Origin of the sequence: Glutamicibacter uratoxydans (assembly GCF_006539925.1) — a bacterium.
Taxonomy (GTDB): Bacteria; Actinomycetota; Actinomycetes; order Actinomycetales; family Micrococcaceae; genus Glutamicibacter; species Glutamicibacter uratoxydans.
On sequence record NZ_BJNY01000013.1, the window covers coordinates 88,576 to 110,279 of the forward strand.

General features: G+C 59.8%; 25 protein-coding genes. 7 read left to right on the plus strand and 18 right to left on the minus strand.

The window, feature by feature from the left end; translation table 11 throughout:
- The first annotated feature begins 25 nt into the window (after positions 1-25).
- A complete protein-coding gene (locus AUR04nite_RS12265) occupies positions 26-820 on the plus strand; it encodes an ABC transporter ATP-binding protein (protein WP_141365419.1) in 795 nt (264 codons plus the stop codon).
- Positions 821-902: 82 nt separating this feature from the next.
- Here the strand turns inward: AUR04nite_RS12265 and AUR04nite_RS12270 are convergent, their stop codons facing one another.
- Positions 903-1,733 carry an aldo/keto reductase gene (locus tag AUR04nite_RS12270; protein WP_141365420.1) on the minus strand — a complete coding sequence of 277 codons (831 nt, stop codon included), beginning with the start codon at positions 1,731-1,733 and terminating at the stop codon, positions 903-905.
- Positions 1,734-1,791: 58 nt separating this feature from the next.
- Positions 1,792-2,973: an MFS transporter gene (locus tag AUR04nite_RS12275; RefSeq protein ID WP_141365422.1), complete on the minus strand. Its 1,182-nt coding sequence runs from the start codon at positions 2,971-2,973 to the stop codon at positions 1,792-1,794.
- 114 nt (positions 2,974-3,087) lie between these two features.
- On the opposite strand from AUR04nite_RS12275, the gene AUR04nite_RS12280 reads away from it, so the two are divergent.
- Both AUR04nite_RS12280 and AUR04nite_RS12285 read left to right on the plus strand, forming a co-directional pair.
- On the plus strand, positions 3,088-3,534 hold the full coding sequence (locus AUR04nite_RS12280) for a MarR family winged helix-turn-helix transcriptional regulator (protein WP_141365424.1): 447 nt from the start codon (positions 3,088-3,090) through the stop codon (positions 3,532-3,534).
- 25 nt (positions 3,535-3,559) lie between these two features.
- Entirely contained in the window at positions 3,560-4,231 is a 672-nt protein-coding gene (locus AUR04nite_RS12285) for an HAD family hydrolase (RefSeq protein WP_141365426.1), read from the plus strand.
- A 54-nt stretch (positions 4,232-4,285) separates the two neighbouring features.
- Here the strand turns inward: AUR04nite_RS12285 and AUR04nite_RS12290 are convergent, their stop codons facing one another.
- From AUR04nite_RS12290 to AUR04nite_RS12330, 9 genes are all read right to left on the minus strand, one after another.
- Complete coding sequence (locus tag AUR04nite_RS12290; RefSeq protein WP_141365428.1) at positions 4,286-5,467, minus strand: Gfo/Idh/MocA family protein; 1,182 nt, start codon at positions 5,465-5,467, stop codon at positions 4,286-4,288.
- A 49-nt stretch (positions 5,468-5,516) separates the two neighbouring features.
- Entirely contained in the window at positions 5,517-6,554 is a 1,038-nt protein-coding gene (locus tag AUR04nite_RS12295) for an ABC transporter ATP-binding protein (RefSeq protein ID WP_141365430.1), read from the minus strand.
- Positions 6,535-7,530, minus strand: coding sequence for an ABC transporter ATP-binding protein (locus AUR04nite_RS12300; protein WP_141365432.1), 996 nt, complete (start codon positions 7,528-7,530; stop codon positions 6,535-6,537). Before AUR04nite_RS12300 ends, AUR04nite_RS12295 begins: the two co-directional genes overlap by 20 nt.
- Positions 7,530-8,438 (minus strand): ABC transporter permease, encoded by a 909-nt coding sequence (locus AUR04nite_RS12305; RefSeq protein ID WP_246055518.1) that lies wholly within the window; start codon positions 8,436-8,438, stop codon positions 7,530-7,532. The genes AUR04nite_RS12300 and AUR04nite_RS12305 overlap by 1 nt, the downstream gene beginning before the upstream one ends.
- Positions 8,435-9,358: an ABC transporter permease gene (locus tag AUR04nite_RS12310; RefSeq protein ID WP_141365434.1), complete on the minus strand. Its 924-nt coding sequence runs from the start codon at positions 9,356-9,358 to the stop codon at positions 8,435-8,437. Before AUR04nite_RS12310 ends, AUR04nite_RS12305 begins: the two co-directional genes overlap by 4 nt.
- An 81-nt stretch (positions 9,359-9,439) precedes the next feature.
- On the minus strand, positions 9,440-11,038 hold the full coding sequence (locus tag AUR04nite_RS12315; protein ID WP_141365436.1) for a peptide ABC transporter substrate-binding protein: 1,599 nt from the start codon (positions 11,036-11,038) through the stop codon (positions 9,440-9,442).
- Positions 11,039-11,160: 122 nt separating this feature from the next.
- Positions 11,161-12,348 (minus strand): ROK family transcriptional regulator, encoded by a 1,188-nt coding sequence (locus AUR04nite_RS12320; protein WP_141365438.1) that lies wholly within the window; start codon positions 12,346-12,348, stop codon positions 11,161-11,163.
- Positions 12,349-12,446: 98 nt separating this feature from the next.
- Positions 12,447-13,352, minus strand: coding sequence for an aminoglycoside phosphotransferase family protein (locus AUR04nite_RS12325; RefSeq protein ID WP_141365440.1), 906 nt, complete (start codon positions 13,350-13,352; stop codon positions 12,447-12,449).
- Positions 13,353-13,375: 23 nt separating this feature from the next.
- Positions 13,376-13,846 carry a GNAT family N-acetyltransferase gene (locus tag AUR04nite_RS12330; protein WP_141365442.1) on the minus strand — a complete coding sequence of 157 codons (471 nt, stop codon included), beginning with the start codon at positions 13,844-13,846 and terminating at the stop codon, positions 13,376-13,378.
- A 171-nt stretch (positions 13,847-14,017) separates the two neighbouring features.
- Between AUR04nite_RS12330 and AUR04nite_RS12335 the strand changes: the two genes are divergently transcribed.
- The gene (locus tag AUR04nite_RS12335; protein WP_141365444.1) at positions 14,018-14,263 is read left to right on the plus strand and encodes a type II toxin-antitoxin system prevent-host-death family antitoxin; all 246 of its coding nucleotides are present in this window, start codon (positions 14,018-14,020) and stop codon (positions 14,261-14,263) included.
- 40 nt (positions 14,264-14,303) lie between these two features.
- Here AUR04nite_RS12335 and AUR04nite_RS12340 read toward each other — a convergent pair whose 3' ends face one another.
- Together AUR04nite_RS12340 and AUR04nite_RS12345 are read right to left on the minus strand one after the other, a co-directional pair.
- Positions 14,304-14,786, minus strand: coding sequence for a hypothetical protein (locus tag AUR04nite_RS12340; RefSeq protein WP_141365446.1), 483 nt, complete (start codon positions 14,784-14,786; stop codon positions 14,304-14,306).
- A gap of 74 nt (positions 14,787-14,860) precedes the next feature.
- A complete protein-coding gene (locus AUR04nite_RS12345; RefSeq protein WP_141365448.1) occupies positions 14,861-15,397 on the minus strand; it encodes a GNAT family N-acetyltransferase in 537 nt (178 codons plus the stop codon).
- A gap of 153 nt (positions 15,398-15,550) precedes the next feature.
- Between AUR04nite_RS12345 and AUR04nite_RS12350 the strand changes: the two genes are divergently transcribed.
- Positions 15,551-16,102 (plus strand): HutD family protein, encoded by a 552-nt coding sequence (locus AUR04nite_RS12350; protein WP_141365450.1) that lies wholly within the window; start codon positions 15,551-15,553, stop codon positions 16,100-16,102.
- Positions 16,103-16,125: 23 nt separating this feature from the next.
- Here the strand turns inward: AUR04nite_RS12350 and AUR04nite_RS12355 are convergent, their stop codons facing one another.
- The 5 genes from AUR04nite_RS12355 to AUR04nite_RS12375 all read right to left on the minus strand — a co-directional run bounded on the left by AUR04nite_RS12355 (position 16,126) and on the right by AUR04nite_RS12375 (position 20,536).
- Positions 16,126-16,407, minus strand: a complete 282-nt coding sequence (locus AUR04nite_RS12355) for a hypothetical protein (RefSeq protein ID WP_141365452.1) — start codon at positions 16,405-16,407, stop codon at positions 16,126-16,128.
- 138 nt (positions 16,408-16,545) lie between these two features.
- Positions 16,546-18,054, minus strand: a complete 1,509-nt coding sequence (gene gatB, locus AUR04nite_RS12360; RefSeq protein WP_141365454.1) for an Asp-tRNA(Asn)/Glu-tRNA(Gln) amidotransferase subunit GatB — start codon at positions 18,052-18,054, stop codon at positions 16,546-16,548.
- 5 nt (positions 18,055-18,059) lie between these two features.
- Positions 18,060-19,613: an Asp-tRNA(Asn)/Glu-tRNA(Gln) amidotransferase subunit GatA gene (gene gatA, locus AUR04nite_RS12365; protein ID WP_141365456.1), complete on the minus strand. Its 1,554-nt coding sequence runs from the start codon at positions 19,611-19,613 to the stop codon at positions 18,060-18,062.
- On the minus strand, positions 19,603-19,899 hold the full coding sequence (gene gatC, locus AUR04nite_RS12370; protein ID WP_141365458.1) for an Asp-tRNA(Asn)/Glu-tRNA(Gln) amidotransferase subunit GatC: 297 nt from the start codon (positions 19,897-19,899) through the stop codon (positions 19,603-19,605). The genes gatA and gatC overlap by 11 nt, the downstream gene beginning before the upstream one ends.
- A gap of 85 nt (positions 19,900-19,984) precedes the next feature.
- Positions 19,985-20,536: a maltokinase N-terminal cap-like domain-containing protein gene (locus AUR04nite_RS12375; protein WP_141365460.1), complete on the minus strand. Its 552-nt coding sequence runs from the start codon at positions 20,534-20,536 to the stop codon at positions 19,985-19,987.
- An 86-nt stretch (positions 20,537-20,622) separates the two neighbouring features.
- Between AUR04nite_RS12375 and AUR04nite_RS12380 the strand changes: the two genes are divergently transcribed.
- Positions 20,623-21,222 (plus strand): GNAT family N-acetyltransferase, encoded by a 600-nt coding sequence (locus tag AUR04nite_RS12380; protein WP_170184198.1) that lies wholly within the window; start codon positions 20,623-20,625, stop codon positions 21,220-21,222.
- 119 nt (positions 21,223-21,341) lie between these two features.
- Positions 21,342-21,653, plus strand: coding sequence for a hypothetical protein (locus tag AUR04nite_RS12385; RefSeq protein ID WP_141365464.1), 312 nt, complete (start codon positions 21,342-21,344; stop codon positions 21,651-21,653).
- The last annotated feature ends 51 nt before the right edge of the window (positions 21,654-21,704 follow it).

Below are 21,704 nucleotides of genomic sequence, written 5' to 3' on the forward strand. Positions count from 1 at the left end.
TTTCCTTCCGAAGGTGGTGTAAAAGATGATCTCAGCTTCCGACGTGTCCGCTGGATATGACGGGCAGATGATTGTCCACGGTGCTGGGCTACATGTTGACAGCGGCGAGGTGCTTGGACTGATCGGTCCCAACGGTAGCGGCAAAAGCACGTTTCTCAAGACGCTGTATGCAGCTCTGCGCCCGCGAGCCGGGCTTGTTACCGTGGATGGTCAGCCGATTGGCGAATTGCGCGGCACCGCCCTGGCACGCCGTGTGGCGGTGGTGGCTCAAGAATCTCCGGGAGATCTTCCGGTGACCGTGGCCGAAACGGTGCTCCTGGGACGATCTCCGCATCGTGGCGCCCTTGCTTCATTTACGGTAGAGGACCATCGCACCGCTGCCTCGGCCCTGAGGATGCTTGAGGTGCGGCACCTTGCAGATCGAAGCTACGCAACGCTGTCAGGTGGAGAGAAGCAGCGAGTTCTCATGGCCCGCGCCCTAGCCCAGCAGGCCGATCACCTGTTGCTCGATGAGCCGACCAATCATTTGGATATCCGGTATCAACACGAACTATTGGATCTTGTGGGGCGGCTGGGGCTGACCACAGTTGTTGTCCTGCATGATCTGAATTTGGCCGCCCGATACTGCACCAAACTCGTCTTGCTCTCTGAAGGGCGAATCGTGGCGGCCGGAACACCGGTAGAGGTATTAAAACCAGAACTTCTGAACGAGGTTTATGGAATTACTGTCGAACAGGTTTATACGGATGGATGTCTGCAGCTGCTTTTCAGCATGCCTTCCGAACAGCTCGGGGTGGGGACCCTTGATCTGGAACATTAAATGGCAGCTGCTCCCGCCGCAGGGCGGGAGCAGCGACCGGGGGTAGTCGGCCCCGGGCAGTTAGTTCGAAACTGCGGTGAAATTAGCCATTGAACTGGTCCGGGTGTGGGCCGGTGCGGCCGTCGCGGTCCAGTGCATCGATGCTTGCCAGCTCGTCGCTGGTCAGCTCGAAGCCGAACAGGTCCAGGTTTGCGGCGATGCGCGATGGGGTGACCGACTTAGGAATGATGACGCGCCCCTCCTGCAGGTGCCAGCGCAGGATCACCTGGGCCGCGGTGGCCTTATGGGCCTCGGCGATAGCAAGGATGGTCTCATCGGTAAGCATGGCGCCCTGTGCCAGCGGGCTCCATGCCTCGGTCACGATGCCATGCTTGGTGTTCGCCGCGATGACTTCGCGGTTCTGCAGGGCTGGGTGCAGCTCGACCTGGTTGATGGCGGGAACGATGCTCGAAGCCTCGATTAGCTTCTCCAGGTGTGCAGGCTGGAAGTTGGAGACGCCGATGGCGCGGATCTTTTTCTCTGCGTACAGCTTCTCCAGCGCCTTCCACGAATCCACGTAGAGTTCCTTGGCAGGTGCTGGCCAGTGGATCAGGTACAGGTCAAGGTAGTCCAGACCCAAACGCTGCAGGCTCTCATCGAAGGCCTTCAGGGTTTCTTCGTAGCCCAGGTCTGCGATCCACAGCTTGGAGGTGATGAACAGTTCATCGCGGGCAATGCCGGATTCTGCCAGCGCCTTGCCAACGCCTTCTTCATTGCCGTAGATGGCAGCGGTGTCGATGCTGCGGTAGCCGGCCTTCAGCGCTTCGGCAACGGCGGCGGTGGTTTCCTCGTTCGGCACCTGGAAGACGCCGAAGCCTACCTGTGGCATTTCTACGCCGTTGTTCAGGGTGATGGTTGGGATTGCGGTAGTCATGAGACTCTCCTTATGTGGATGGTTGATAAAGAAGGGAAGATGTGAATTCTGTCTGCGCCTAGTTGACGGCAACTAGTTCAACAGGCTGGGCGTTGAGCTTCTTGGCGGTCCCCGCTGCGACAAGCATCAGCAGCAGTGCGGCGACGGTGATGGCCGCGCCAATCCAGATCGGCGAGGTGTAGCCAAGTCCTGCCGCGATGCCTACGCCGCCGGCCCAGGCGCCCAGTGCGTTGCCCACGTTGAAGGCGCCGATGTTGGCACCCGAGGCCAGCGTAGGAGCCGAACCTGCGTACTGCATGATGCGGGACTGCAGGCCTGGAACCGTGCCGAAGCCGAACCCGCCCATGAGGAACAGGGCGATGATGGTAGCGATCTGGCTGGTGGCCAGTGCGCCGAAGCCGATCAGCACTACCAGCAGCGCGCCGATGAAGATCAGCAGGGTGCGGTCGATGTTTCCGTCGGCCATGCGGCCGCCGAGCCAGTTGCCCACGAACAGGCCCACGCCGAACAGGACCAGCAGCCACGGCACGGTAGCGGAGGCGAAGCCCGAAACTTCGGTCAGGGTGTAGGCGATGTAGGTGAAGGCGCCGAACATGCCGCCGTAGCCGAGCACGGTGACTCCGAGGGAGAGCCATACCTGCGAGTTGCGGAAGGCTCCCAGTTCCTTGCGCAGCGAGATCTGCTCGCCGACGTGCTTGAGCACTGGGACCAGGAAGATGATGCCGACCAGGGCGAGTACGCCGATACCGGAGATGGCCCAGAAGGTTGCACGCCAGCCGGCCTGCTGGCCCAGGAAGGTGCCGAAGGGGACGCCGAGCACATTGGCGGCAGTCAGGCCGGTGAACATGATGGCGATGGCGCGGGCCTTCTTATCGGCCGGGACTAGGTCCGCGGCGACCACCGAGCCGATGCCGAAGAATGCTCCATGGCACAGGGCCGCGATAATGCGGCCAATCATTGCCACCGTGTAGCTCGGCGCCACCGCAGTGAGCGTGTTGCCGATGATGAACAGCACCAGCAGTCCGACGAGGACCGGCTTGCGCGGCAAGCGGACGGTGGCGGCGGTCAGGCCCAGGGCTCCGACAACCACGCTCAAGGCGTAGCCGGAAATCAGCCAGCCGGCGGCAGCCTCGCTCACGGCGAAGTCCGCGGCAACCTCGGGCAGCAGGCCCATGATGACGAATTCGGTCAGGCCGATGCCGAAGGCACCTATGGCCAGTGCAATAAGACCGAGCGGCATAGCGTTACTCCTGATAGACTAGAGATAGATAGTTGCAGACGCTTGTTATTGCGTCGATGAATACAATGGTTGCATACGCAACTAATAAGCGCAAGCAATGATCTGGAGGAAATTATGGGAATCGCAGATGACGCTGTCGAAATCCGCGCCCGCGGATGGCGTACTTTGGCGGCTTTGCACGGAATTATCGACGCCGCATTGGAAAAAGACCTCAGCAAGGAGGTCGGCCTTTCTGTGGTGGAGTACACACTTTTGGACGCGCTGAACCGCCAGGACGGCTGGCATATGCGCATGGCCCAGCTAGCCCGCGCCACAGCATTGAGCCCCAGTGCCACCACCCGTCTGGTCACCCGGCTTGAAGACCGCAACCTGCTCTCGCGCGTCCTCTGCGCAGATGACCGCCGAGGCATTTATACAGAGCTGACGCCGATCGGCCAGGACCTGTACCAGCGGGCCAAGCCGATCCACGATGCCACATTGGAGCGTGTTTTGGCGCAGGCCGAAGAGCAGCCGGAACTCGCCCCCTTGGCTCGGATCCTGCACCAGATCCCCGCCTCATAGCAACAACTGAAAGGACCCACGCACCGTGGAACCAAAATTTTCAGCCGTGCTCTTTGACTGCGATGGAGTACTCGTCGACTCGGAATCGATTACGAATTCCGTGCTGCGTCAGATGCTCATAGAGCTGGGCTGGGATATCAGTGCAGAGGAATGCATCCGCATCTTCATCGGAAAAGCCCTGAAGGACCAGTGGGAACCGATTTTGGAACACACCGGCGTGCGCATCGACGAAGCCTGGATTGCTTCTTTCAGGGCACGGCGCGATACGGCGCTGCGCACCGACTTGCAGCCGATCACCGGCGCAGTCAAGGCAGTGAAAGCGATCCACGAGCTCTACGGCGAGAATATCGCCTGCGTCACCGGGGCGGACCGGGCCAAGGTGGAAATGCAACTGGAAATCGCTGGCCTGTCCAAATACTTCGGCGACAGGGTCTTCAGCGGAATGGAATGCGCCAAGTCCAAGCCAGCCCCCGACGTCTACCTGACCGCGGCGGCATCTCTAGGCATCGACCCCGAAAAGGCGCTGGTCATTGAAGACACTGCCACCGGCGCAACTGCGGGGATCGGCGCCGGAGCCACGGTCTTCGGCTTCTCCAATAACGGGCCGACCAGCACGGCGCCGCAGAAGCTGCTCGATGCAGGCGCCGCCCACGTCTTCAACGACATGGCCGAGCTGCCGGACCTGGCCTCGCATTAGACAAAGAAAAATCGCTCAGAATCCCTACTCGCAAGGGACTCTGAGCGATTCGCTTTAGCGCACGCTTTCGGTGCTCTGGTTGGCGGCGAAGTACCGCAGCGTCGACTCTTCCAGCTGCGGGATCTGCAGGGCTTCGCCTTGCGAGCGCAGCGACCTGGCGCCCAGATCCCCGACTGCCACCGCGGCGCGTGCTGCCACCGGCGACGTTTCCGTGGCGCCTCCGTCCTTGGCGAAGCGCAGGAATTCGGCAATCAGATTCGGGTCGGCTCCGCCGTGGTCTGCTTCGTCGCCGAGGACCTCGACTTTCTGATCCGGCTCGGTAAAGCCATGCGTTGTCCTGGTGGTCCAGACATGGATGAAATCTCCCGGGCCGTCGCCGAAGTTCTCGATCCTTCCCTTGGTCCCGATCACCGTATAGTTGCGCCAGTAGTCCGGTGTGAAGTGGCACTGCTGATAGGAAGCCAGCACCCCATTGTCCAGCTTCATCTGGACCATCGAGATGTCTTCGACGTCTAAGTTCGGGTTCAAGGCAGTCTGTTCGGCTGGCGGCCAGTTCTCCAGCGAGAACCAGTCGCGCAGCCGGCGGTCGGCATTGTCCCGGCGGTCAACCACGTCCCCATAAACTGCCAGGGAGCCGATGCCGGAGACCTGGGTACTGTAGCCGCCGGCAAGCCAGTGGATCACATCGATGTCATGGGCGCCCTTCTGCAGCAGCAGGGTGTTGCTGTAGCGGCGCTCGGCGTGCCAGTCCTTGAAATAGTAGTCCCCGCCGTTGCCGACGAAGTGCCGGCACCAAACGGCTTTGACCTCGCCGATGGTTCCCTCGTCGATCATCTGCTTCATCTGCCAGATCACTGGCATGTGGCGCATGTTGTGCCCAACATAGAGCCTGGTCCCGGTGCGCTGCGCGGTGGCGAGAATCTCGTCGGCCGCCTCGATGCTGATGTCCAGCGGCTTCTCGACAAAGGTGGGAATGCCTGCCTCCAGCGTCTGCACCACGACGTCCCGGTGCGTGTAGTCGGGGGTCAAGACGAGCACCGCGTCGATTCCCGAGTCCAGCAGTTCCTGCAGGTCCCCGGTGATCTGCGCATCCGGCAGTGCCGCGGCGGCGTCTTCGCGGCCTCGCTGGCTGGTGTCGCAGACGATGCTGACGACGCTGCCCTCCCCCGGGCGCTGCAGGTGGCGGTGCAATGAGGACCGAAGACCAAACCCAATAATTCCGACCTTGAGGTCCATTAATAGTTCTCCTTGTCATAGCTGGCGTCATGTCTGACTGCCATAAAAATTAGTTCAAGCGTCCCGCGAGCGGCCCAGGGAAGAAGCATCTCACCTGATGCCCCTGAGCCGTTTCTTCCAGATCCGGTTCGCTGGCCGAGCAGCTGGGCTGCGCAATGGGACACCGGGTGTGGAAGCGGCATCCGGCGGGCGGGTCAATGGGCGAGGGCGGATCTCCTTGCAGCATGATCAGTTCGCGTGCGGTATTTGACCCCTGCCGCAGCTCCGGAGCAGCCGACAGCAGTGCCTGGGTGTAGGGGTGGGAGCTGTGGTCGTAGACCTGTGCGTAGCTTCCCTGCTCGACAACTCGGCCCAGATACATGGTTGCCACAGCGTCAGAAATGTGCCGGACAATCTGCAGGTCGTGGGCGATGAAAACAAAGCTGAGCCCCAATTCGCGCTGCAGGTCCTGCAGCAGATTGACCACCTGGGCGCGGACCGATACGTCCAAGGCCGATACTGCCTCGTCGCAGATCAGCACCTTGGGATTCAGTGCGATCCCCCGGGCAATGCCGATGCGCTGCTGCTGCCCGCCCGAGAAGTTGTGCGGGTAGCGGCCCAGGTGGTCGGGGTTCAGCCCCACCAGTTCCATCAGCTCGGCGATCTTCGCCTTCCGGCCGCCCTTTGGAACCAGGTCGGGGTGAATCTCAAAGGGTTCTGAAAGGATCTGCTCGACGGTCATTCTCGGGTCCAGCGAGGCGTAGGGGTCCTGGAAGATCAGCTGGATGTTGCGCCGCATCGCTGCGCGTTCGGCCCCGCGCAGTTCGTTGATGTCAACGCCGTCAAACAGGACCTTGCCCTCGGTGGGCTTTTCAAGGCCTGAAAGCACCCTGGCCAGCGTCGACTTGCCGCAGCCGCTCTCCCCGATGATTCCCAAGGTCTGCGATCCCAAGACCTTCAAATCGACCCCGTCCAGTGCCTTGACTACCTTCTTGGGAGCAAAAGGCATGGGCTTGGCCACCGGATAATGCATTTTGATGCCGCGAAGTTCCATGATGGGACTGCTGGCTACTGCCCGTTCGTCGTTGTCAATTGCTGTATGCAACATTGGAGGCAACCTTTCCCGAGTGGAAGCATGCTGAGGTGCGGCCTGCGCCAACCGATTCCAGCGGCGGCGCCGACGAAGAACACTGCTCATCGGCCAGCGGACAGCGGTTGGCAAAAGAACAGCCGCGCGGCAGCGCAAGCAGGTCCGGCGGGCTGCCTTCGATGGCTGGAAGCCGCCGTCCTTTCAAGTCCTCGTTGGCCACTGATTGGGACAGGCCAAGGGTATAGGGATGGCGTGGATCGCCGAGCACGTGGGCTGTAGGCCCCTGCTCAACAATGCGGCCGGCATACATGACAGCTACTTGGTCTGTCACTTCTCGGACGACCGAGATGTCATGGGTGATCAAGATCAGGCCCATATTGTTTTCCGCCTGCTGCTCTTTGAGCAGTTCAAGAATCTGTGCCTGCACGGTGACGTCCAAGGCGGTGGTCGGCTCGTCGGCAATCAGCAGCTGCGGGTCGAGCGCCAACGCCATCGCGATGACGATTCGCTGGCGCATTCCTCCGGAGAACTGGTGGGGATAGTCGTTGACTCGGCTGGCTGCGGCAGGGATGCGAACCCGGTCCATCATCTCGATCGCCGCTGCCTTGGCGGCCTTCCTGCTATAGCCCCGGTGGACCCGGTAGAGTTCACCGATTTGCCGTCCCACCGGATGCACTGGGTTCAGCGCGCTCAGCGCATCTTGGAACACCATGGACATCACCGGGCCGGTAAGCTGGCGGCGGCGCTTGGCGGTGGCGGTGAGCAGGTCTTCGCCCTCCAACAGAATTTCTCCGCCGTTGATTTTTGCTGGCGGCATGTCCAGCAGCCCCATGATGGTGCGAGCTGTCACCGATTTGCCGGAACCTGATTCGCCGAGAATTCCCAGTGACTGTCCGTGTTCCAGGCTCAGGTTCACGCCATTGATCGCCGTGGCCGTCCCCTGGGCGGTGGAGAATTGGACGCGAAGGTCACGTACTTCAAGAAGCTGCGTCATTACTTGCCCTTCGGATCAAATTCGTCGCGCAGGGCTTCGCCAAAGAGGACGAAGCCAAGCACTGTCACGGTGAGGAAAATCGCCGGGAAAATCAGCAGATGCGGGGCTGCGTCAATGTAGTCCCTAGCGGCTGCAAGCTGCAGGCCCCAGGAGACTGCCGGCGGCGTCAGTCCGATGCCGATGAATGTCAGGCCAGCTTCGGCAGAGATCATTCCGCCGACGCCAAGCGTCTGCAGGACCAGCAGCGGAGTGATGGCGTTGGGGACAATATGCTTTTTGATAATGCGGCCGTTGGAAGCTCCCAGAAGCTTGGCGGCCTGAACATACTCGCGGTTGCGCACTTCAAGCACCGAAGAGCGCATGAAACGCACACCGCCTGGCCAGCTGAACAGCGCCAGTGCAAAGATCACTGTCCAGATATTGCGCTGCCCGAACAGCTGCAGGACGACGATTGCCGCCAGGATGAACGGAAGACCAAAGGCCATGTCGCAGATGCGGGAGATCAATGCGTCAATCCAGCCGCCGAAGTATCCGGCAATGGCTCCCACAACCGCGGCAATGCCGAAGGCAATGGCTGATACCACGATGCCCACCAGGATGGAGGCGCGGGCCCCATAGATGATGTTGGTGTAATAGTCGCAGCCTTGAATGTCGATGCCGAAGATATGCGCCGCGCTCGGTGGCTGGTTGGTCAGCAGGATGTCGCAGTTCTCGGTGGGCCCGGGTCCAAAGCCGGTAAAAATCTGCGGAAAGGCGGCCATCAGGATCATGAGCAGCACAATGGTGCCCGAAATGGCGAAGCGCGGGCGCAGCCACCAGCGGCGGTGGGCTCCGCGCATTGGGCTCGGAGCCCGGTCGACGGCATCCGCGCCGTCTGATGTCGAGATTGTCGTAATCGTTGTGCTCATATTCTCACCCGTGGGTCGATCAGTCCGTAGGTCAGGTCAACCAGCAGATTGAAGACCAGGTACACCAGCACCAGCAGGGTGGCGATGCCGACCACCACGGTGCCTTCCTTGTTGTTGATTGACGCAACCATCAGTCCGCCGATGCCCGGCAGATTGAAGATGGCTTCGATGATGACCGCGCCGCCGAGCATCCCGGCAAGGCTCAGTCCCAGATAGGTCACTACCGGGATCATGGCATTGCGCAGTGCATGCCCCCAGATGATCCGCTGCGGGGAAAGACCCTTGGCCTTCGCAGTGCGAAGATACTCGGCCCGCAGCACGTCGACGAGGGAAGTTCTGGTCAGGCGGGCCAATCCGGCGGCAGCTTCCAGGGCCATGACGAGCGCTGGAAGAATAAACGCCATTGGCCATCCCGCGCGGATGCCTGCAGGGTCGACCCAGCCAAGATGGACGCCGAAGTAGGTCTGCCCGCCCAGCGCAATCACGAACCCGGGGATGCCCATGAACAAGACGGTGAAGACCAAAGCAAAGTGGTCGGCCGCCTTGCCTGCTCGCAGTCCGCCGTACACGCCGATGACCAGGCCGATCACCAGCTTCAGCCCCCACGCGGTGACTGCGAGGGCAAAGGTCACCGGCAGCCGCTCGAGAATCAGGTCAAGGACCGGACGCCCGAAGAAATCGATCCCGAAGTCTCCGCGGAAGACGCCAAGAATGTAGTTTCCGTACTGGACAAAGAATGGGTCGTCCAAATGGTACGCCTGCCGGATCTGCGCCACAGTAGCCTCTGGCAGCGGGCGTTCTCCGGTCAATGCGGCGATGGGGTCGCCGGGCATCAAGAAGGTCAGCGCGTAGATGATGAATGTTGCTCCCAGCAGCACCGGAATCATCTGCAGAATGCGCCGAAGAGTGTATCCCAGCATGGGTTCTCCCGTGATTACTTGCCGCTGGTGCGGCCATGAGCCAGTTGGACCATGGCCGCACCAGCAGCTGATGGAACGTGGCTAGCAGCCGTAACCGGCGCGGTAGTACTGCAGGTCTCCCTGCACATCGTTAAGCTGTGCGCACTTGGACTGCAGCCCGAAGTCGGTCGGGATGAACAGCGGGATGGCCGGCATGTCCTTCATGATGATGGATTCTGCCTGGCTGTACAGCTTGGTGGCCTTGGCCTCGTCCAGTTCGCCGCGCGCCGCCTTCAGCAGCTTGTCCACTTCCTTGTTGGAGTAGCCGGTAGCCGCATTGCCGTCGCCACCGGTCTCATACTGGCTCAGGTACTGGTCAGGAGACATATAGGACCAGCCCCATAGTCCGAAGACAGCACCGTCAAGCTTCTGGTTGTTGCGGCGTTCGGACAGTTCGGTGCCAAGGGTCGGCTTCAGCTGAACCTTGATGCCCAGATTGTCCTGGATCTGCTTGGCAATCGCCTGCACCAGCTGCTGGTCGGAAGCCGAATTGCTTTCAATGATCAGGGTGCCGTCGAAGCCGCCGTCATCAGCCAGAATCTTCTTGGCCTTTTCTGGATCAAAGACGCAGTCCTCGCAGGATCCTGCAACATAGGATGCCAGCGATGGCGGCACCAGCGAATCAGATGGGGTTGAATAGCCCTTGAGCAGCGACTTGGAAATGGCATCGCGGTCGATGGACAGGGAGATCGCTTTGCGCAGGGCCGGGGACTTCAGTTCCTTCACATACTCGGGAATCTGCAGGGTCTGCTGCTTGGAAGCAGTCTTGACCTCATACAAGGATTCGTCACCAAGCTGGCTCTTGGCTTTGTCCACCATGGTTGCCGGGACGTTGCGGATCATGTCCAGGTTGCCTGCGGTCATATCCGTATAGGCCGCGTCAACGGCAGTGTAGATTTTGCCGACCAGGGTCTTGGCGCCACCGGTAAATCCGTCGCCGCCTTTGAACCCGTCCCATTTTTCAAGGACTACCTGCTGGTTGTGGTCCCAAGAGATGAACTTGTAGGGGCCGTTGGAAACCGGCGCTTGTTCGTAGGCGTCTAGATCCTTGAACGCCGATTCAGGCATGGGGCAGGTCGGGTTGGTGCTCAGGATCTTGGGGAAGTCGGCATTGGGAGCGGTCAGGGTGACCTGCAGATGGGTGTCGTCAACGACCTTGACGCCGGAGAGCTTATCGGCAGTCGCCTTGCTCCCGTCCAGTGGATTCATCTTGTCGTAGCCTTCGAAAGCGACGAAGGTTCCATTGCCCTGCCAGGCGTTGGATCCTGTGGCAGTTGCGTTCCAGGCGTCAGCGAAGGACTTCGCGGTGACAGGGGTTCCGTCATGGAAGGTCCAACCGTCTTGAAGCTCAATGTCCCAGACCTTGGCGTCCTTGCTTTCCACCGATTTGGCTGCCAGCGGTTCAAGCTTCTGCGTCTGCGAGTTGACCTCCATGAGGTTTGCGCACAGCGCCATGCCGATCTGGCTTCCCGGATCCTTCTGAGGGGTAATGCTCTTTGGCTCAGTTGTCATGAACGACAGTGAAGCATCGCCGTTCCCAGAGCTGGCACCTGCTTGCCCGCCGGATGACGAGCAGCCTGTTGCCGCCAGCATCAGCGATGCAATGCCTGCAACAAACGCAAGCTTCTTCGATTGCTTCATCGGGTTCCTTCCTCGATGCGGCGTCCACACAGACTCGACATTCGTGATTACGGCCACATTGTTTTATTTTATGAAATAAAATAAACATGTTGTGATCCGCCTGTCAACAGGTGCAGGAGAAGTTACATGTCTGCGGAAAGCTCACTTGCGGCGGTGAGGAAGCTTAATGGATCTGCCAGAACTTCATTGACCATGATGCTCGCAGCGAAGATCGACAGCGATAGTTCATGCTCGCTGGAGTAGACGACACGGCTGCCGGCAGTGGCGCCTTGGTAGGCCCATTCAGAGACCACTGACTTCACGTGAGTCAAGGTTTCGGGGCGTTCGGCCGGGGTGCCAGCGATGACCAGCAGCCCGGGATCAAGCAGGTCGAACAGTGTTGCCGCAGCCTTGGCGACAAAAGCATCTCGGTCGGCGACCAGCGCGCGAATCTGTTCATCCCCCGCTTCATAGAGCCGGTCAATGTCGCCGTAGTTGGCCACGTCCATGCGTCCTGCTTCGTGGGCACGCCTGACCGTGGCTTCATCAGTTGCCATCACCTGCAGGCACCCTCGCCTGCCGCATTCGCAGATGAATCCGTCGTCACTGACCTTGAGGTGGGAAATATTTCCGGCGTGCTGTGACCAGCCAGCACGAATCTTGCCGTTGCTGACCATGACAGCACCAAGATCCGAGGTGATCACCATCAACAGGAAATCCTGCTCTCGCGCCCCGTGTCCGTAGAAGAGCTCCGATTGGGCGGCCGCTCGGGCGTTGTTGTCCAAGATCAACGGCTGGGGCAAGCCTGCAAGCATCTGCACCGCCGGAACCTCCCGCCAGCCGGCACCCAAATTCTCCACAATTCGGCCGTTGACGCGATCAACGATGCCGCCGGTGGCAACACCTGTGCCCAGGACCCTGCGTCCCTTGGCATGATCTGCGATGAGCTGCTGAGCCTGTTCGATCACCAGGTCAAAAGATGTGCTCGCATCCAACCCGGAGTGAGGAACCAGCACAGAGGCCTTGGCAATTCCATCCAATCCTGTCAGCACAATTCCTGTCACCCGCGGGCCCAGATGAATACCCATCACCAGCTGAGAGTCGGCATCGATCGCAAGCGGAACTCGCGGCCGGCCCTGGCCTGAAGCAACGGGGGCCGATTCAACAATCAGCGAACCGCCCAACAGGTTCGAGGCAATGCTAGTCACCGAGGCGGCGCTGATGCCAATGGAATCGGCAATCTCCTTGCGGGAACGACCGGGGCCGGCAAAAATCTCGCGAAGCACCATGGAGTAGTTCCGGGTTCGCGCCGGGTCGGTCTTTCGGGGCATGGAAGCTGGCACCTTTCTCTGGCTGAGACCATGTTTGGTAACTTAGCTCATTCTGACATTCGGAATGGTTGCTTCCGCAATCGTAGTGGGCAGCAACGCTAGGCAAGAAGGATCTTCAAGGTCTGCCTGCCAACGGCCCCCAGAGGATCGCCTTCTTCAAGCCCAGCGGTCAACATGGAATATCGCAGAGCCCATCCGCGGGATCGAAGCCACGTTGCATCGTCCGCTTGTACGCCATACTCGGCCATGAACTTCTCGACGGAATCCACACTGAAATGCATCCACGCCATGCCTAAGTCGGAAGCAGGATCCCCAGTGCACAAGTCCCCGAAATCAACTAATCCTGACAACCGAAATCCTTGGTTTTCCGGGACAACGATCGTGTTATGCGGATGCGGATCGCCGTGCAGCCACACAGGTTGACCTGCATAAACTGGTGCGCTGACCGCTTCCTGCCACAGCCCGGAGGCGGCGGCCCGGAGTTCAGGAGATAACAGGGCGATTTGTCCTCTGGTATTTTCATCTAGTCCAGACAACGGACATCCCCTGTAGCTGCTCACCGGTCTCGGCTCGACCGCGCGCTGATGCAGCTGATTAAAGTAGTCTGCCAGCTGTGCTGCGTAGCCGTTCCGGTCTGTCCGTTCCAACGTCGCTGCGCTTTTTCCGGGAACATATCTCGTTACCGAGAAGGTGAATGGATAGATTGCTGTCGGCTCTCCATGGAAGATTTCCGTGGCAATATCCAAGCCAGTTTCTGCGACCAATTTGGGCAGCCACTGGCGTTCGCTATGACCGATCACGTCGCCAAGTTCTCGTCGCGGAAGTCGAATGATCAGCTCGTTTCCGAGCCGGTAGACTTCGTTGTCCCAACCGGTAGCCACATAGGAAATCTGTTCCCCAGCCCATCGTGGCGCCTGCTGCAGGATGAGTTCTCGAACTAGGTTTAGGTCGATGCTTACTTCGGCCGGAGGCAGTCCAGGTATCGATGGAGAGGGAAGAGTCATTGCTCCATCGTAGGCTAGAAGCACTACTTCACTGGGCGCTTCATCCAAACAGTAGTAGTTCCGTCGCCCGGCTCTTCCTCAAAATCAAACCGAAATCCAAAGCGTTCATAAAAGTTCGAGGCGTGGTCATTGCCTTTGACGAATTCAAGGCGAACTTCCCGCCGCCCAATGTGATCAAGCGCCGCACGCATCAAGGCGGCCCCAATGCCCTGACCGTGAGCCGACGGCACCACGTAGATTTTCCAGATCACCGCATCACCCTCGAACTCACCGATGGTGCATGTGCCAATGGCCCGGCCAGCTTCGAGTGCAACCAGGGTCGTATCGACCATGATTGATTCTCGTACAGCAGATCCACTCCACCAAGAATTGAGATTTGCCAGCACGTAGTCAGGCGAAGTGAATGGAAGGTATGTTGGCGGCCAAGTCAACAGGCCAATCTCTTGGATGGATTGCACGTCGTCGAGAGTAGCTGGCCTAATTTCTAACGTCATCCTTCGAGCCTAGCCAACCAGATTCATTTCTGGGCGTGTAGGACCATCTTTTTCAATTGAAAGCGGTTCACGTTGCAATAGTGCATCACAGCCCACAAAATGTCCTCCGCCATTCTCTGCACGACTAGAAATGCCTACAGTAGTTACTGAAGATACTTTAGCGAGATTGTGATGGACACAACTTTTACCAGCCAAGAGTTCGACCGGGACATATCAGCTGCGAAGAAAGCCGCTCTCCGTGGGCCAGTGACAATTACCGACCACGGACGCCGTTCGCACGTTTTACTCAGTGCGGAGGATTACGACAAGTTAGCAGCTTCAAATAAGAGACTCGGCGACATTTTGTGGAGAGGCCAAGACCCTGCAATCGAGCTCGAAATTGAGCAGCGAAAATGTCGGTCTGCCCGATCTTCCTGAACGATAAAATTATCGTTCCAGCCTTCTATCCTTGGTGTCGCTAGTCGACTATGGCTATCTGCTTCACTGGAAGCATGCAGGAGGTCCGATCGATGTCGGATTGATTCTTGAGCCGGTTGTTGGTCCCGGTGTCATCACACCAGTCGACATCAGCGGGCGCTGCGCTGACCGCCAGCACACCGGGTTTGGCCGATTTCGGTATTCGGTAGGAGTATTCGAAGGCACCGTTATCTTCCATGGCGGCTTTTGTATCAAGCAGCTTCTCGCCGGAAGCTGTAGAGATTGAAATTTCCACCTTGGCGTCCGCTCCGTAACTCGGATTGCACGTTGCAGCAGGCGCTGAAATGATGACCGTATCCCCAGCCCGAGCTTCGCTGACAGACGTCGAAAAACTTGGCGGCATGCACGGCGGCGGCAAATCGGGAGTCGAGCTGCATCCCGTCATTACGGCGGGCACCAGCACCGCCCAGAAACCAAGGAATGCCAACTGCGATGGTTTTCTTAATACTCGAAAGTTTCCCATGTTGAAACAATAATCAATGGGCCTGCTAATTTGCTGAAATATTACCGGCAATTATTCATGCCATCATGCCACAATCAAGCCAAATCTTCCCAAACGAATTCCGTAGTCTTTCCGGATTTCCAATCGGGCCGAATCATTGCATAGGCCACAGATGATACGAACTGGCCTCCGCCAACAGGCCAACCCAGCCGGTAGTGCGCCTCCTTCAAAAACCCAGCCTTCATAAATGTTCTCCGCATGGCAATGTTGTCTTCCCTCGTTTGCCCTTCGAATCTGATGGCTTCGGGCATCTCGGTGAAAACCTTATCCGTGAGAGCCTTGAGGACATCGACACCGTGGCCGCGGCCGCGGTGTTCCTCGGACAGCCTCAAGTCGAACATGGGCGAGTCATCATCCAGGTCCTCAAGGCTGACCATTCCCAAACGTTTGTGGCCGTCGACGATCCAGTAGCCCTGCGACGATGCATTCCAGAATCGCCCATCTCCCACAATTTTGGCGGCATCGTCATCCGTCCATTCGCTGCGTACATGGTAGGGAAATTTGTTCTTGGTCAGAAACTCAATGACGGCGTCAACATCGGACTCATCCATTGGAATGAAGTGCAGCTCCATGGCTTCATCCTACCCACGGCGGAACTGGAACGGAGCACCGCACACAGCGGCGATTATGGCTGTTCAGACACTGCTTGAAATTCAACCGCTGAACAATGGCCTCGGAATGTAAGCATTAATTCATCCCGCCACAATACGAAGGACCAAATACTCATGACGAAATTGCCCATTGTCCGCTACGCAGATTTGCCGCCGCAACCGTGGAAGAACGGCAAAGGCATCACCCGCACACTTTTCAGCGATGCCTCCGAGTCAAGCGGAGAGTGGACATGGAAGATCAGCATTGCTGAAATTACCGGGACGCAGCCATACAGCCACTATTCAGGCGTCCGGCGAGGACAGGTGGCTCTGGGCCCGGGTGCGGTGGACTTGGTGCTCAATGGCCGGCAGGTCCTCCTCCCAGTAGAGGGAACCATCGTCTTTGAAGGGGAAGACGATGTTTCAGCGACTCCTCACAGCGAAGGCTTTCTCGACCTGAATGTCATGGGATTCAGGGAGTGCTGGAATCCTGCGGTGTCCATCGTCGACTCGCCGCGGCTCCAGTTCGAAGACGGCGTCCTGCAAGTGCTCATTGCATTGGAGGACACTTGCACCCTCAACGGGGAGCAGCTGTCGTATCTGGATGCGGCGCAATTGCTGGAGGACTCCCCCATAGAGGCTTCAGGCAAGTTCGTCGTGGCGTCGCTGACGCACCAGCATGCTTAGCTCCCGGCCCAGCCTTCGGCTCCCTATCGAACCAGCGGCAAATTGATATAGCCGTCGGAATCCATAGGCGTGAAAATGTCGCCGGTGCAGTACGCCTCGCTCACCGGAACTACCACTGCCCAGATGATCCAATAGCCAATATCGCTGCTGTCATTGCAATAGTCGTTCCAAATGTCATCGCCGATGAATTCAGGAATGTCAACAACAGTCTTGAATCGGCCCTGCTTGGCCCCGCTTCCCTCATAGCGGAGCACCAGCTGGGAGCCGATTATTTCCACGCAATAGCGGCCCAGCTCTTTTTCCATAAAACCTGGTCCATCCAGCTGCCTGCGAACGAGGCGCAGAAGCTCTGAGTTGCTGATTTCCCTCATACAGGTTGACCATAGACCGATGGCCCGCACTTGAACAGTGCGGGCCTTCGGTTGATGGTGGTTCAGCTCGGGCTAGAGTCCCAGCTTCTCCATCACGATTTCACGGACGCGGCCTGCATCGGCCTGGCCGCGGGTTGCCTTCATGACAGGACCCATCAGCGCGCCGATGGCCTGCATCTTGCCGCCCTTGATCTTCTCAACCACGTCTGGCATAGCAGCCATGGCCTCGTCGACTGCCTTGCCCAGCGCATCGTCGTCGTTCACGACTGCCAGCGAACGCTTCTCAACGATTTCGCTTGGGGTGCCTTCGCCGGCAAGAACGAATTCAAGCACCTGGCGGGCGATCTTATCGTTGATCTTCTTGCCCTGGATCAGGGAGTTGAGCTCAACGATAGTCTCCGGGGTGACGCCCAGGTCAGCGATCTCCTTGTCAGCCGCCTTGGCCAGACGGGCGATCTCGCCCATCCACCACTTGCGGGCAACAGCTGCGGAGGCACCTGCGGCCACGGTCTGCTCGATCTCGTCAAGCACACCGGCGTTGACCACGTCGCGGAATTCCTTGTCCGCGTAGCCCCACTCGGCCTTCAGACGCTTGCGGCGCTCTGCTGGAGGCTCCGGCAGGCGGGCGCGCAGCTCGTCGATCCACTCTGCAGTGGTGACGATCGGCACCAGGTCAGGCTCCGGGAAGTAGCGGTAGTCATCCGCATCCGACTTCGGGCGTCCCGAGGTGGTGGTGCGGGTGTCTTCATGCCAGTGGCGGGTTTCCTGAACGATCTTCGCACCGGAATCCAGCACCGCTGCGTGGCGCTCGATCTCGAAGCGCACTGCATGCTCCACGGCGCGCAGCGAGTTCACGTTCTTGGTTTCGGTGCGGGTGCCGAACTTCTCGGCGTCCTTTGGCATGAGCGAAACGTTGGCATCGCAGCGCACGTTGCCGCGCTCCATCTTTGCATCCGAAACGCCAAGGTTCTTCACGATCTCGCGGATGGCAGCCACGTAGGCGCGGGCCAGCTCCGGAGCGCGCTTGCCGGCGCCCACGATCGGCTTGGTCACGATTTCCACCAGCGGTACGCCGGCACGGTTGTAGTCGACCAGCGAGTAGTCGGCACCCTGGATGCGGCCCGCGGCGCCGCCCATGTGGGTCAGCTTGCCGGCGTCCTCTTCCATGTGGGCGCGCTCGATCTCCACGCGGAAGACCTCGCCGTCCTCCAGCTCGATGTCCAGCCAGCCGTCGTGGGCGATCGGGTCATCGTACTGCGAGGTCTGGAAGTTCTTCGGGGTGTCCGGGTAGAAGTAGTTCTTGCGGGCAAAGCCGCACTTCTCGGCGATCTGGCAGTTCAGCGCCAGGCCGATCAGGATGGAGTACTCCACTGCGGTCTTGTTGACCACCGGCAGTACGCCTGGCAGGCCCAGGTCCACCGGGGTGACGTTGGTGTTCGGGTCGTCGCCGAAGGCATTCGGCGCGTCGGAGAACATCTTGGTCTTGGTGTTCAGCTCTACGTGGACCTCGAAGCCGAGGACCGGATCATAGCGGTCCAGTGCCTCGTCGAAGTCGACTAGTTCATCGGTGTAGTTGCTCATGCTTCCTAGGCCTCCTGTGCAACTGAGGCGGATTCGATGGCTGGTGCCTGCGAAATCAGCGAGTGGCCCCACTGCTTTTCCAGCAGGGTTTCAAGTGCTGCGCCGGCGCGGTACAGGCGGGCGTCCTCATAGGCTGGCGCCAGGAACTGGATGCCCACCGGCAGGTTCTCGCTCAGGCCGCCGGGCACGGTGATGCCTGGGACGCCTGCGAGGTTTGCCGGGATGGTGGCCACGTCGTTCAGGTACATGGCCAGCGGGTCGTTGTCGTTCGCACCCAGCTCGAAGGCCACGGTCGGTGCGGTGGGGGAAATCAGCACGTCGGCCTGCTCGAACGCGGCGTCGAAGTCGCGCTGGATCAGGGTGCGGACCTTCTGGGCCGAACCGTAGTACGCATCGTAGTAGCCTGCGGACAGTGCGTAGGTGCCAAGGATGATGCGGCGCTTGACCTCGTCGCCGAAGCCGGCGGCGCGGGTGGCAGCCATAACGCGCTCGATGGTGACCGGGCCTTCTTCTGGAAGTACGCGGTGGCCGTAGCGCACGCCGTCGAACTTGGCCAGGTTGGAGGAGACCTCCGAAGGCATGATCAGGTAGTAGGCGCCCAGCGCGTACTTGAAGTTCGGGCAGGAGACCTCGACGATCTCGGCGCCTGCAGACTTCAGCAGCTCAAGGGACTCGTTGAAGCGCGCCTGCACGCCCTCCTGGTAGCCCTCGCCCTGCAGCTCCTTGATGACGCCTACGCGCAGGCCCTTCAGGTCGCCGCTGGCGCCTTCCTGGGCCGCGGCCACCAATCCCTCAAGGGCGTTGGGCAGCGAGGTGGAATCCTTCGGGTCGTGTCCGCCGATCAGTTCCTGCAGCAGCGCCGAGTCCAGCACGGTGCGGGAGACCGGGCCGATCTGGTCCAGCGAGGAAGCCATGGCGATCGCGCCGTAGCGCGATACCGCGCCGTAGGTCGGCTTGACGCCGACGGTGCCGGTGACTGCGCCCGGCTGGCGGATGGAGCCGCCGGTGTCGGTGCCCAGTGCCAGTGGAGCTTCGAAGGCCGCCACTGCTGCGGCCGAGCCGCCGCCGGAGCCGCCCGGAATGCGGTTGGTGTTCCACGGGTTGCGGGTCACGCCGTAGGCGGAGTGCTCGGTGGAGGAACCCATCGCGAATTCGTCAAGGTTGGTCTTGCCCAGCATCGGCAGCTTGGCCGCGCGGATCTTCTCGATCACGGTCGCGTCATAAGGGCTCATCCAGCCCTCGAGCATCTTCGATGCGGCGGTGGTCGGCTGCCCCTTGGTCACGATCAGGTCCTTGATCGCGATCGGCACGCCGGCCAGCGGGTGCAGTGCTTCTGCCTCGGCGCCGCCGGCGGCGCGGATGGCGTCCACCTCGGCTGCCACGGCGAGCGCTTCTTCGGCGTTCACGTGCAGGAAGGCGTTCAGGGTGCCGTCAACCTCGGCGATGCGGTCCAGGTGCGCCTGGACTGCCTGCACGGAGGTTGCTTCGCCGGAGCGCAGCTTGGCTGCCAGCTCTGCGGCGGAAAGACGGATCAAATCAGTCACGGAATTATTCACCATCCAAAATTGCTGGGACCTTGAAGCGATCCGAGTCCGAATCCGGTGCGTTGAGCAGCACTTCGTCGATGCTCAGGGTCTCGCCTACGACATCCTCGCGCAGGACGTTGGTCAGCGGGATCGGGTGGCTGGTAGCTGGGACGTCGGAGGATGCGACTTCGCTGACAGAGGCGATGGCATTGACGATTGCGCCAAGCTCACCGGTCATTTTGTCCAGCTCTGCGTCGCTCATCTCGATGTGGGCCAACTGTGCCAGGTGCACAAGGTCCTCACGGCTGATGGCAGACATATATCTCCCTAGAATGGGCGGTTGGGTTTCATAGACAAGTCTATCCCGTACCGGCGCCCATCAAGGCCCTAATGTGGCCAATCAGCTACGCTGTGCGCAATACCAGTCCGCGAAGTTCCTGACCCAGGGCGTTCTCCCAGAAACCGATGATCCCTTCGGGTTCCTGCCCGCCCACGACCGGCTTGCGCACGACCTCAAGTTTCTTTCCTGCGAGCTCTCCCCTGCGCTGTACGCGCGGCTCCTCGGTGAATGATTCATAGCGGTGCTGGGCCACGGCGGTTCCAGCGGCCAGCGCGGCGACTTGCGCGGTGAAGACAGGATCCCCGAGCGCGTCATAGATATAGCGGGTGCCGAGGATGCCATGTTCACTGGTGCCGATCAGGTATTGCTGGGCACCCTTGAGAGGGGCCTCTCGATAGGTCAGCGGGACGTGGTAGACGACGTCGCTCAGGTCGGCGTTGTCGGCATAGAACCTGAATTCAATTCCCACTTTGCCAGCCGGGTCTTCTAAGCGGAAGCCGCCAACATGCTGCAGGTTCGGCTCGCGTTTGCTGGTGAAAAATGCCTGCTTGACCAGCCAGGCCGAGACCAGCTCGTCTTTGCCCGGCTTCATCGAGGTGTTGTAGATGATTCCCATGCGCGTCGCTTTCAGATGAGGCGAGTTCTTGCAGTGACTGAAACAAATAATCGGTTAGTCGACAGACTATGTCTATCGTAGTTGGCATGGAGACTAACCGCGAGTGGAACACTGTAGAAGATGCCCAAGCCTATGCTTCGTTGTTGCTTGAAGACGAAGCAATTGTGCTTCGAGAGTCGGAAGCTGAAGACTTCAGGAAGCTCTCCGAGTGGTGGAACGACCCGCATTGGGCGGTCTTGCAGCAGCGGGTGATCAAGCCGAGGCAGACGGCCTCGTTGGTTGACCTATTCAATTCCTGGAGCCAGAATCAAACCAATACGGGGGATGCCGGTTTCAGCATCTTCGAGAAGGCCAGCGGCTCCTTCATCGGGCACATCACACTCTATGGCGGCGTTCTCCCCCACCGTTCCTCGTCGATGGCTGTGATCATCGGGCCGTCGTGGGTCGGGCAGGGGTTGGGCACCAGGGCAGTGAAGCTCATGACCGCCTATGGCTTCAGGGAATTGGGGCTGCACCGCATATCGCTGCGTGTTGCGTCCTTCAACCCGCGGGCCCAGCGAGCCTATGAAAAGGCAGGGTTCAGCATCGAGGGTCGGGAACGCGATTCCTTCTTCCACGATGGGGTCTTCCACGACGAGGTCATCATGGGCTTGTTGGATCGGGAGTTCTTCGCCAGCCAGCAGTAGACCTGTCGGCGGAGAAGACACGGTCAATGAACTGGTCGATTCCCGATTTCGGTTCGACAGGCTTGGAAGTGAATTATTTTTTCACTGATCAGACGACTTTTTAACAGGATTGATTCGCGATGCGCAAGACGACAAAATCACTGCTCGCTGCAAGTGCCGCCGTGTTGACGGCAGCCACAGCTGCGGTGGTTCCGGCCCAGGCTTCCGAGAGCACCGAAAATTCCGGGGCGAACATTGCACAGCTCTTGGGCCCGCAGGAGAAGCCGTTCGAGATGCCGCTCGGCCCGCTCTTCAGCTATGAATCCTTCTCCAGCGATGCCATCGATCCTGCCGTCCTTGACGCCTTGGAGACTACTGACTTCTCCAGCTACCTGCTGGTGGACGCCGAGACCGGCGAAGTCATCCAGGCGTACGACGCTGCACAGCAGTAGCCTCTGCCCAGCAAAACGGCGGCCGGCAACAGATATTGTCTGTTGCCGGCC

What these genes read in the sequence shown, in the direction of transcription:
- gatB (WP_141365454.1), bottom strand. Translation starts at nt 18,054, where the DNA reads ATGAGCAACTACACCGATGAACTAGTCGACTTCGACGAGGCACTGGAC.
- AUR04nite_RS12315 (WP_141365436.1), bottom strand. Translation starts at nt 11,038, where the DNA reads ATGAAGCAATCGAAGAAGCTTGCGTTTGTTGCAGGCATTGCATCGCTG.
- AUR04nite_RS12335 (WP_141365444.1), top strand. Translation starts at nt 14,018, where the DNA reads ATGGACACAACTTTTACCAGCCAAGAGTTCGACCGGGACATATCAGCT.
- AUR04nite_RS12325 (WP_141365440.1), bottom strand. Translation starts at nt 13,352, where the DNA reads ATGACTCTTCCCTCTCCATCGATACCTGGACTGCCTCCGGCCGAAGTA.
- AUR04nite_RS12305 (WP_246055518.1), bottom strand. Translation starts at nt 8,438, where the DNA reads ATGAGCACAACGATTACGACAATCTCGACATCAGACGGCGCGGATGCC.
- AUR04nite_RS12375 (WP_141365460.1), bottom strand. Translation starts at nt 20,536, where the DNA reads ATGGGAATCATCTACAACACCTCGATGAAGCCGGGCAAAGACGAGCTG.
- AUR04nite_RS12330 (WP_141365442.1), bottom strand. Translation starts at nt 13,846, where the DNA reads ATGACGTTAGAAATTAGGCCAGCTACTCTCGACGACGTGCAATCCATC.
- AUR04nite_RS12320 (WP_141365438.1), bottom strand. Translation starts at nt 12,348, where the DNA reads ATGCCCCGAAAGACCGACCCGGCGCGAACCCGGAACTACTCCATGGTG.
- AUR04nite_RS12380 (WP_170184198.1), top strand. Translation starts at nt 20,623, where the DNA reads ATGGAGACTAACCGCGAGTGGAACACTGTAGAAGATGCCCAAGCCTAT.
- AUR04nite_RS12280 (WP_141365424.1), top strand. Translation starts at nt 3,088, where the DNA reads ATGGGAATCGCAGATGACGCTGTCGAAATCCGCGCCCGCGGATGGCGT.
- AUR04nite_RS12290 (WP_141365428.1), bottom strand. Translation starts at nt 5,467, where the DNA reads ATGGACCTCAAGGTCGGAATTATTGGGTTTGGTCTTCGGTCCTCATTG.
- AUR04nite_RS12345 (WP_141365448.1), bottom strand. Translation starts at nt 15,397, where the DNA reads ATGGAGCTGCACTTCATTCCAATGGATGAGTCCGATGTTGACGCCGTC.
- AUR04nite_RS12355 (WP_141365452.1), bottom strand. Translation starts at nt 16,407, where the DNA reads ATGGAAAAAGAGCTGGGCCGCTATTGCGTGGAAATAATCGGCTCCCAG.
- AUR04nite_RS12350 (WP_141365450.1), top strand. Translation starts at nt 15,551, where the DNA reads ATGACGAAATTGCCCATTGTCCGCTACGCAGATTTGCCGCCGCAACCG.
- gatA (WP_141365456.1), bottom strand. Translation starts at nt 19,613, where the DNA reads ATGGTGAATAATTCCGTGACTGATTTGATCCGTCTTTCCGCCGCAGAG.
- AUR04nite_RS12340 (WP_141365446.1), bottom strand. Translation starts at nt 14,786, where the DNA reads ATGGGAAACTTTCGAGTATTAAGAAAACCATCGCAGTTGGCATTCCTT.
- AUR04nite_RS12300 (WP_141365432.1), bottom strand. Translation starts at nt 7,530, where the DNA reads ATGACGCAGCTTCTTGAAGTACGTGACCTTCGCGTCCAATTCTCCACC.
- AUR04nite_RS12295 (WP_141365430.1), bottom strand. Translation starts at nt 6,554, where the DNA reads ATGTTGCATACAGCAATTGACAACGACGAACGGGCAGTAGCCAGCAGT.
- AUR04nite_RS12385 (WP_141365464.1), top strand. Translation starts at nt 21,342, where the DNA reads ATGCGCAAGACGACAAAATCACTGCTCGCTGCAAGTGCCGCCGTGTTG.
- AUR04nite_RS12310 (WP_141365434.1), bottom strand. Translation starts at nt 9,358, where the DNA reads ATGCTGGGATACACTCTTCGGCGCATTCTGCAGATGATTCCGGTGCTG.
- gatC (WP_141365458.1), bottom strand. Translation starts at nt 19,899, where the DNA reads ATGTCTGCCATCAGCCGTGAGGACCTTGTGCACCTGGCACAGTTGGCC.
- AUR04nite_RS12265 (WP_141365419.1), top strand. Translation starts at nt 26, where the DNA reads ATGATCTCAGCTTCCGACGTGTCCGCTGGATATGACGGGCAGATGATT.
- AUR04nite_RS12275 (WP_141365422.1), bottom strand. Translation starts at nt 2,973, where the DNA reads ATGCCGCTCGGTCTTATTGCACTGGCCATAGGTGCCTTCGGCATCGGC.
- AUR04nite_RS12270 (WP_141365420.1), bottom strand. Translation starts at nt 1,733, where the DNA reads ATGACTACCGCAATCCCAACCATCACCCTGAACAACGGCGTAGAAATG.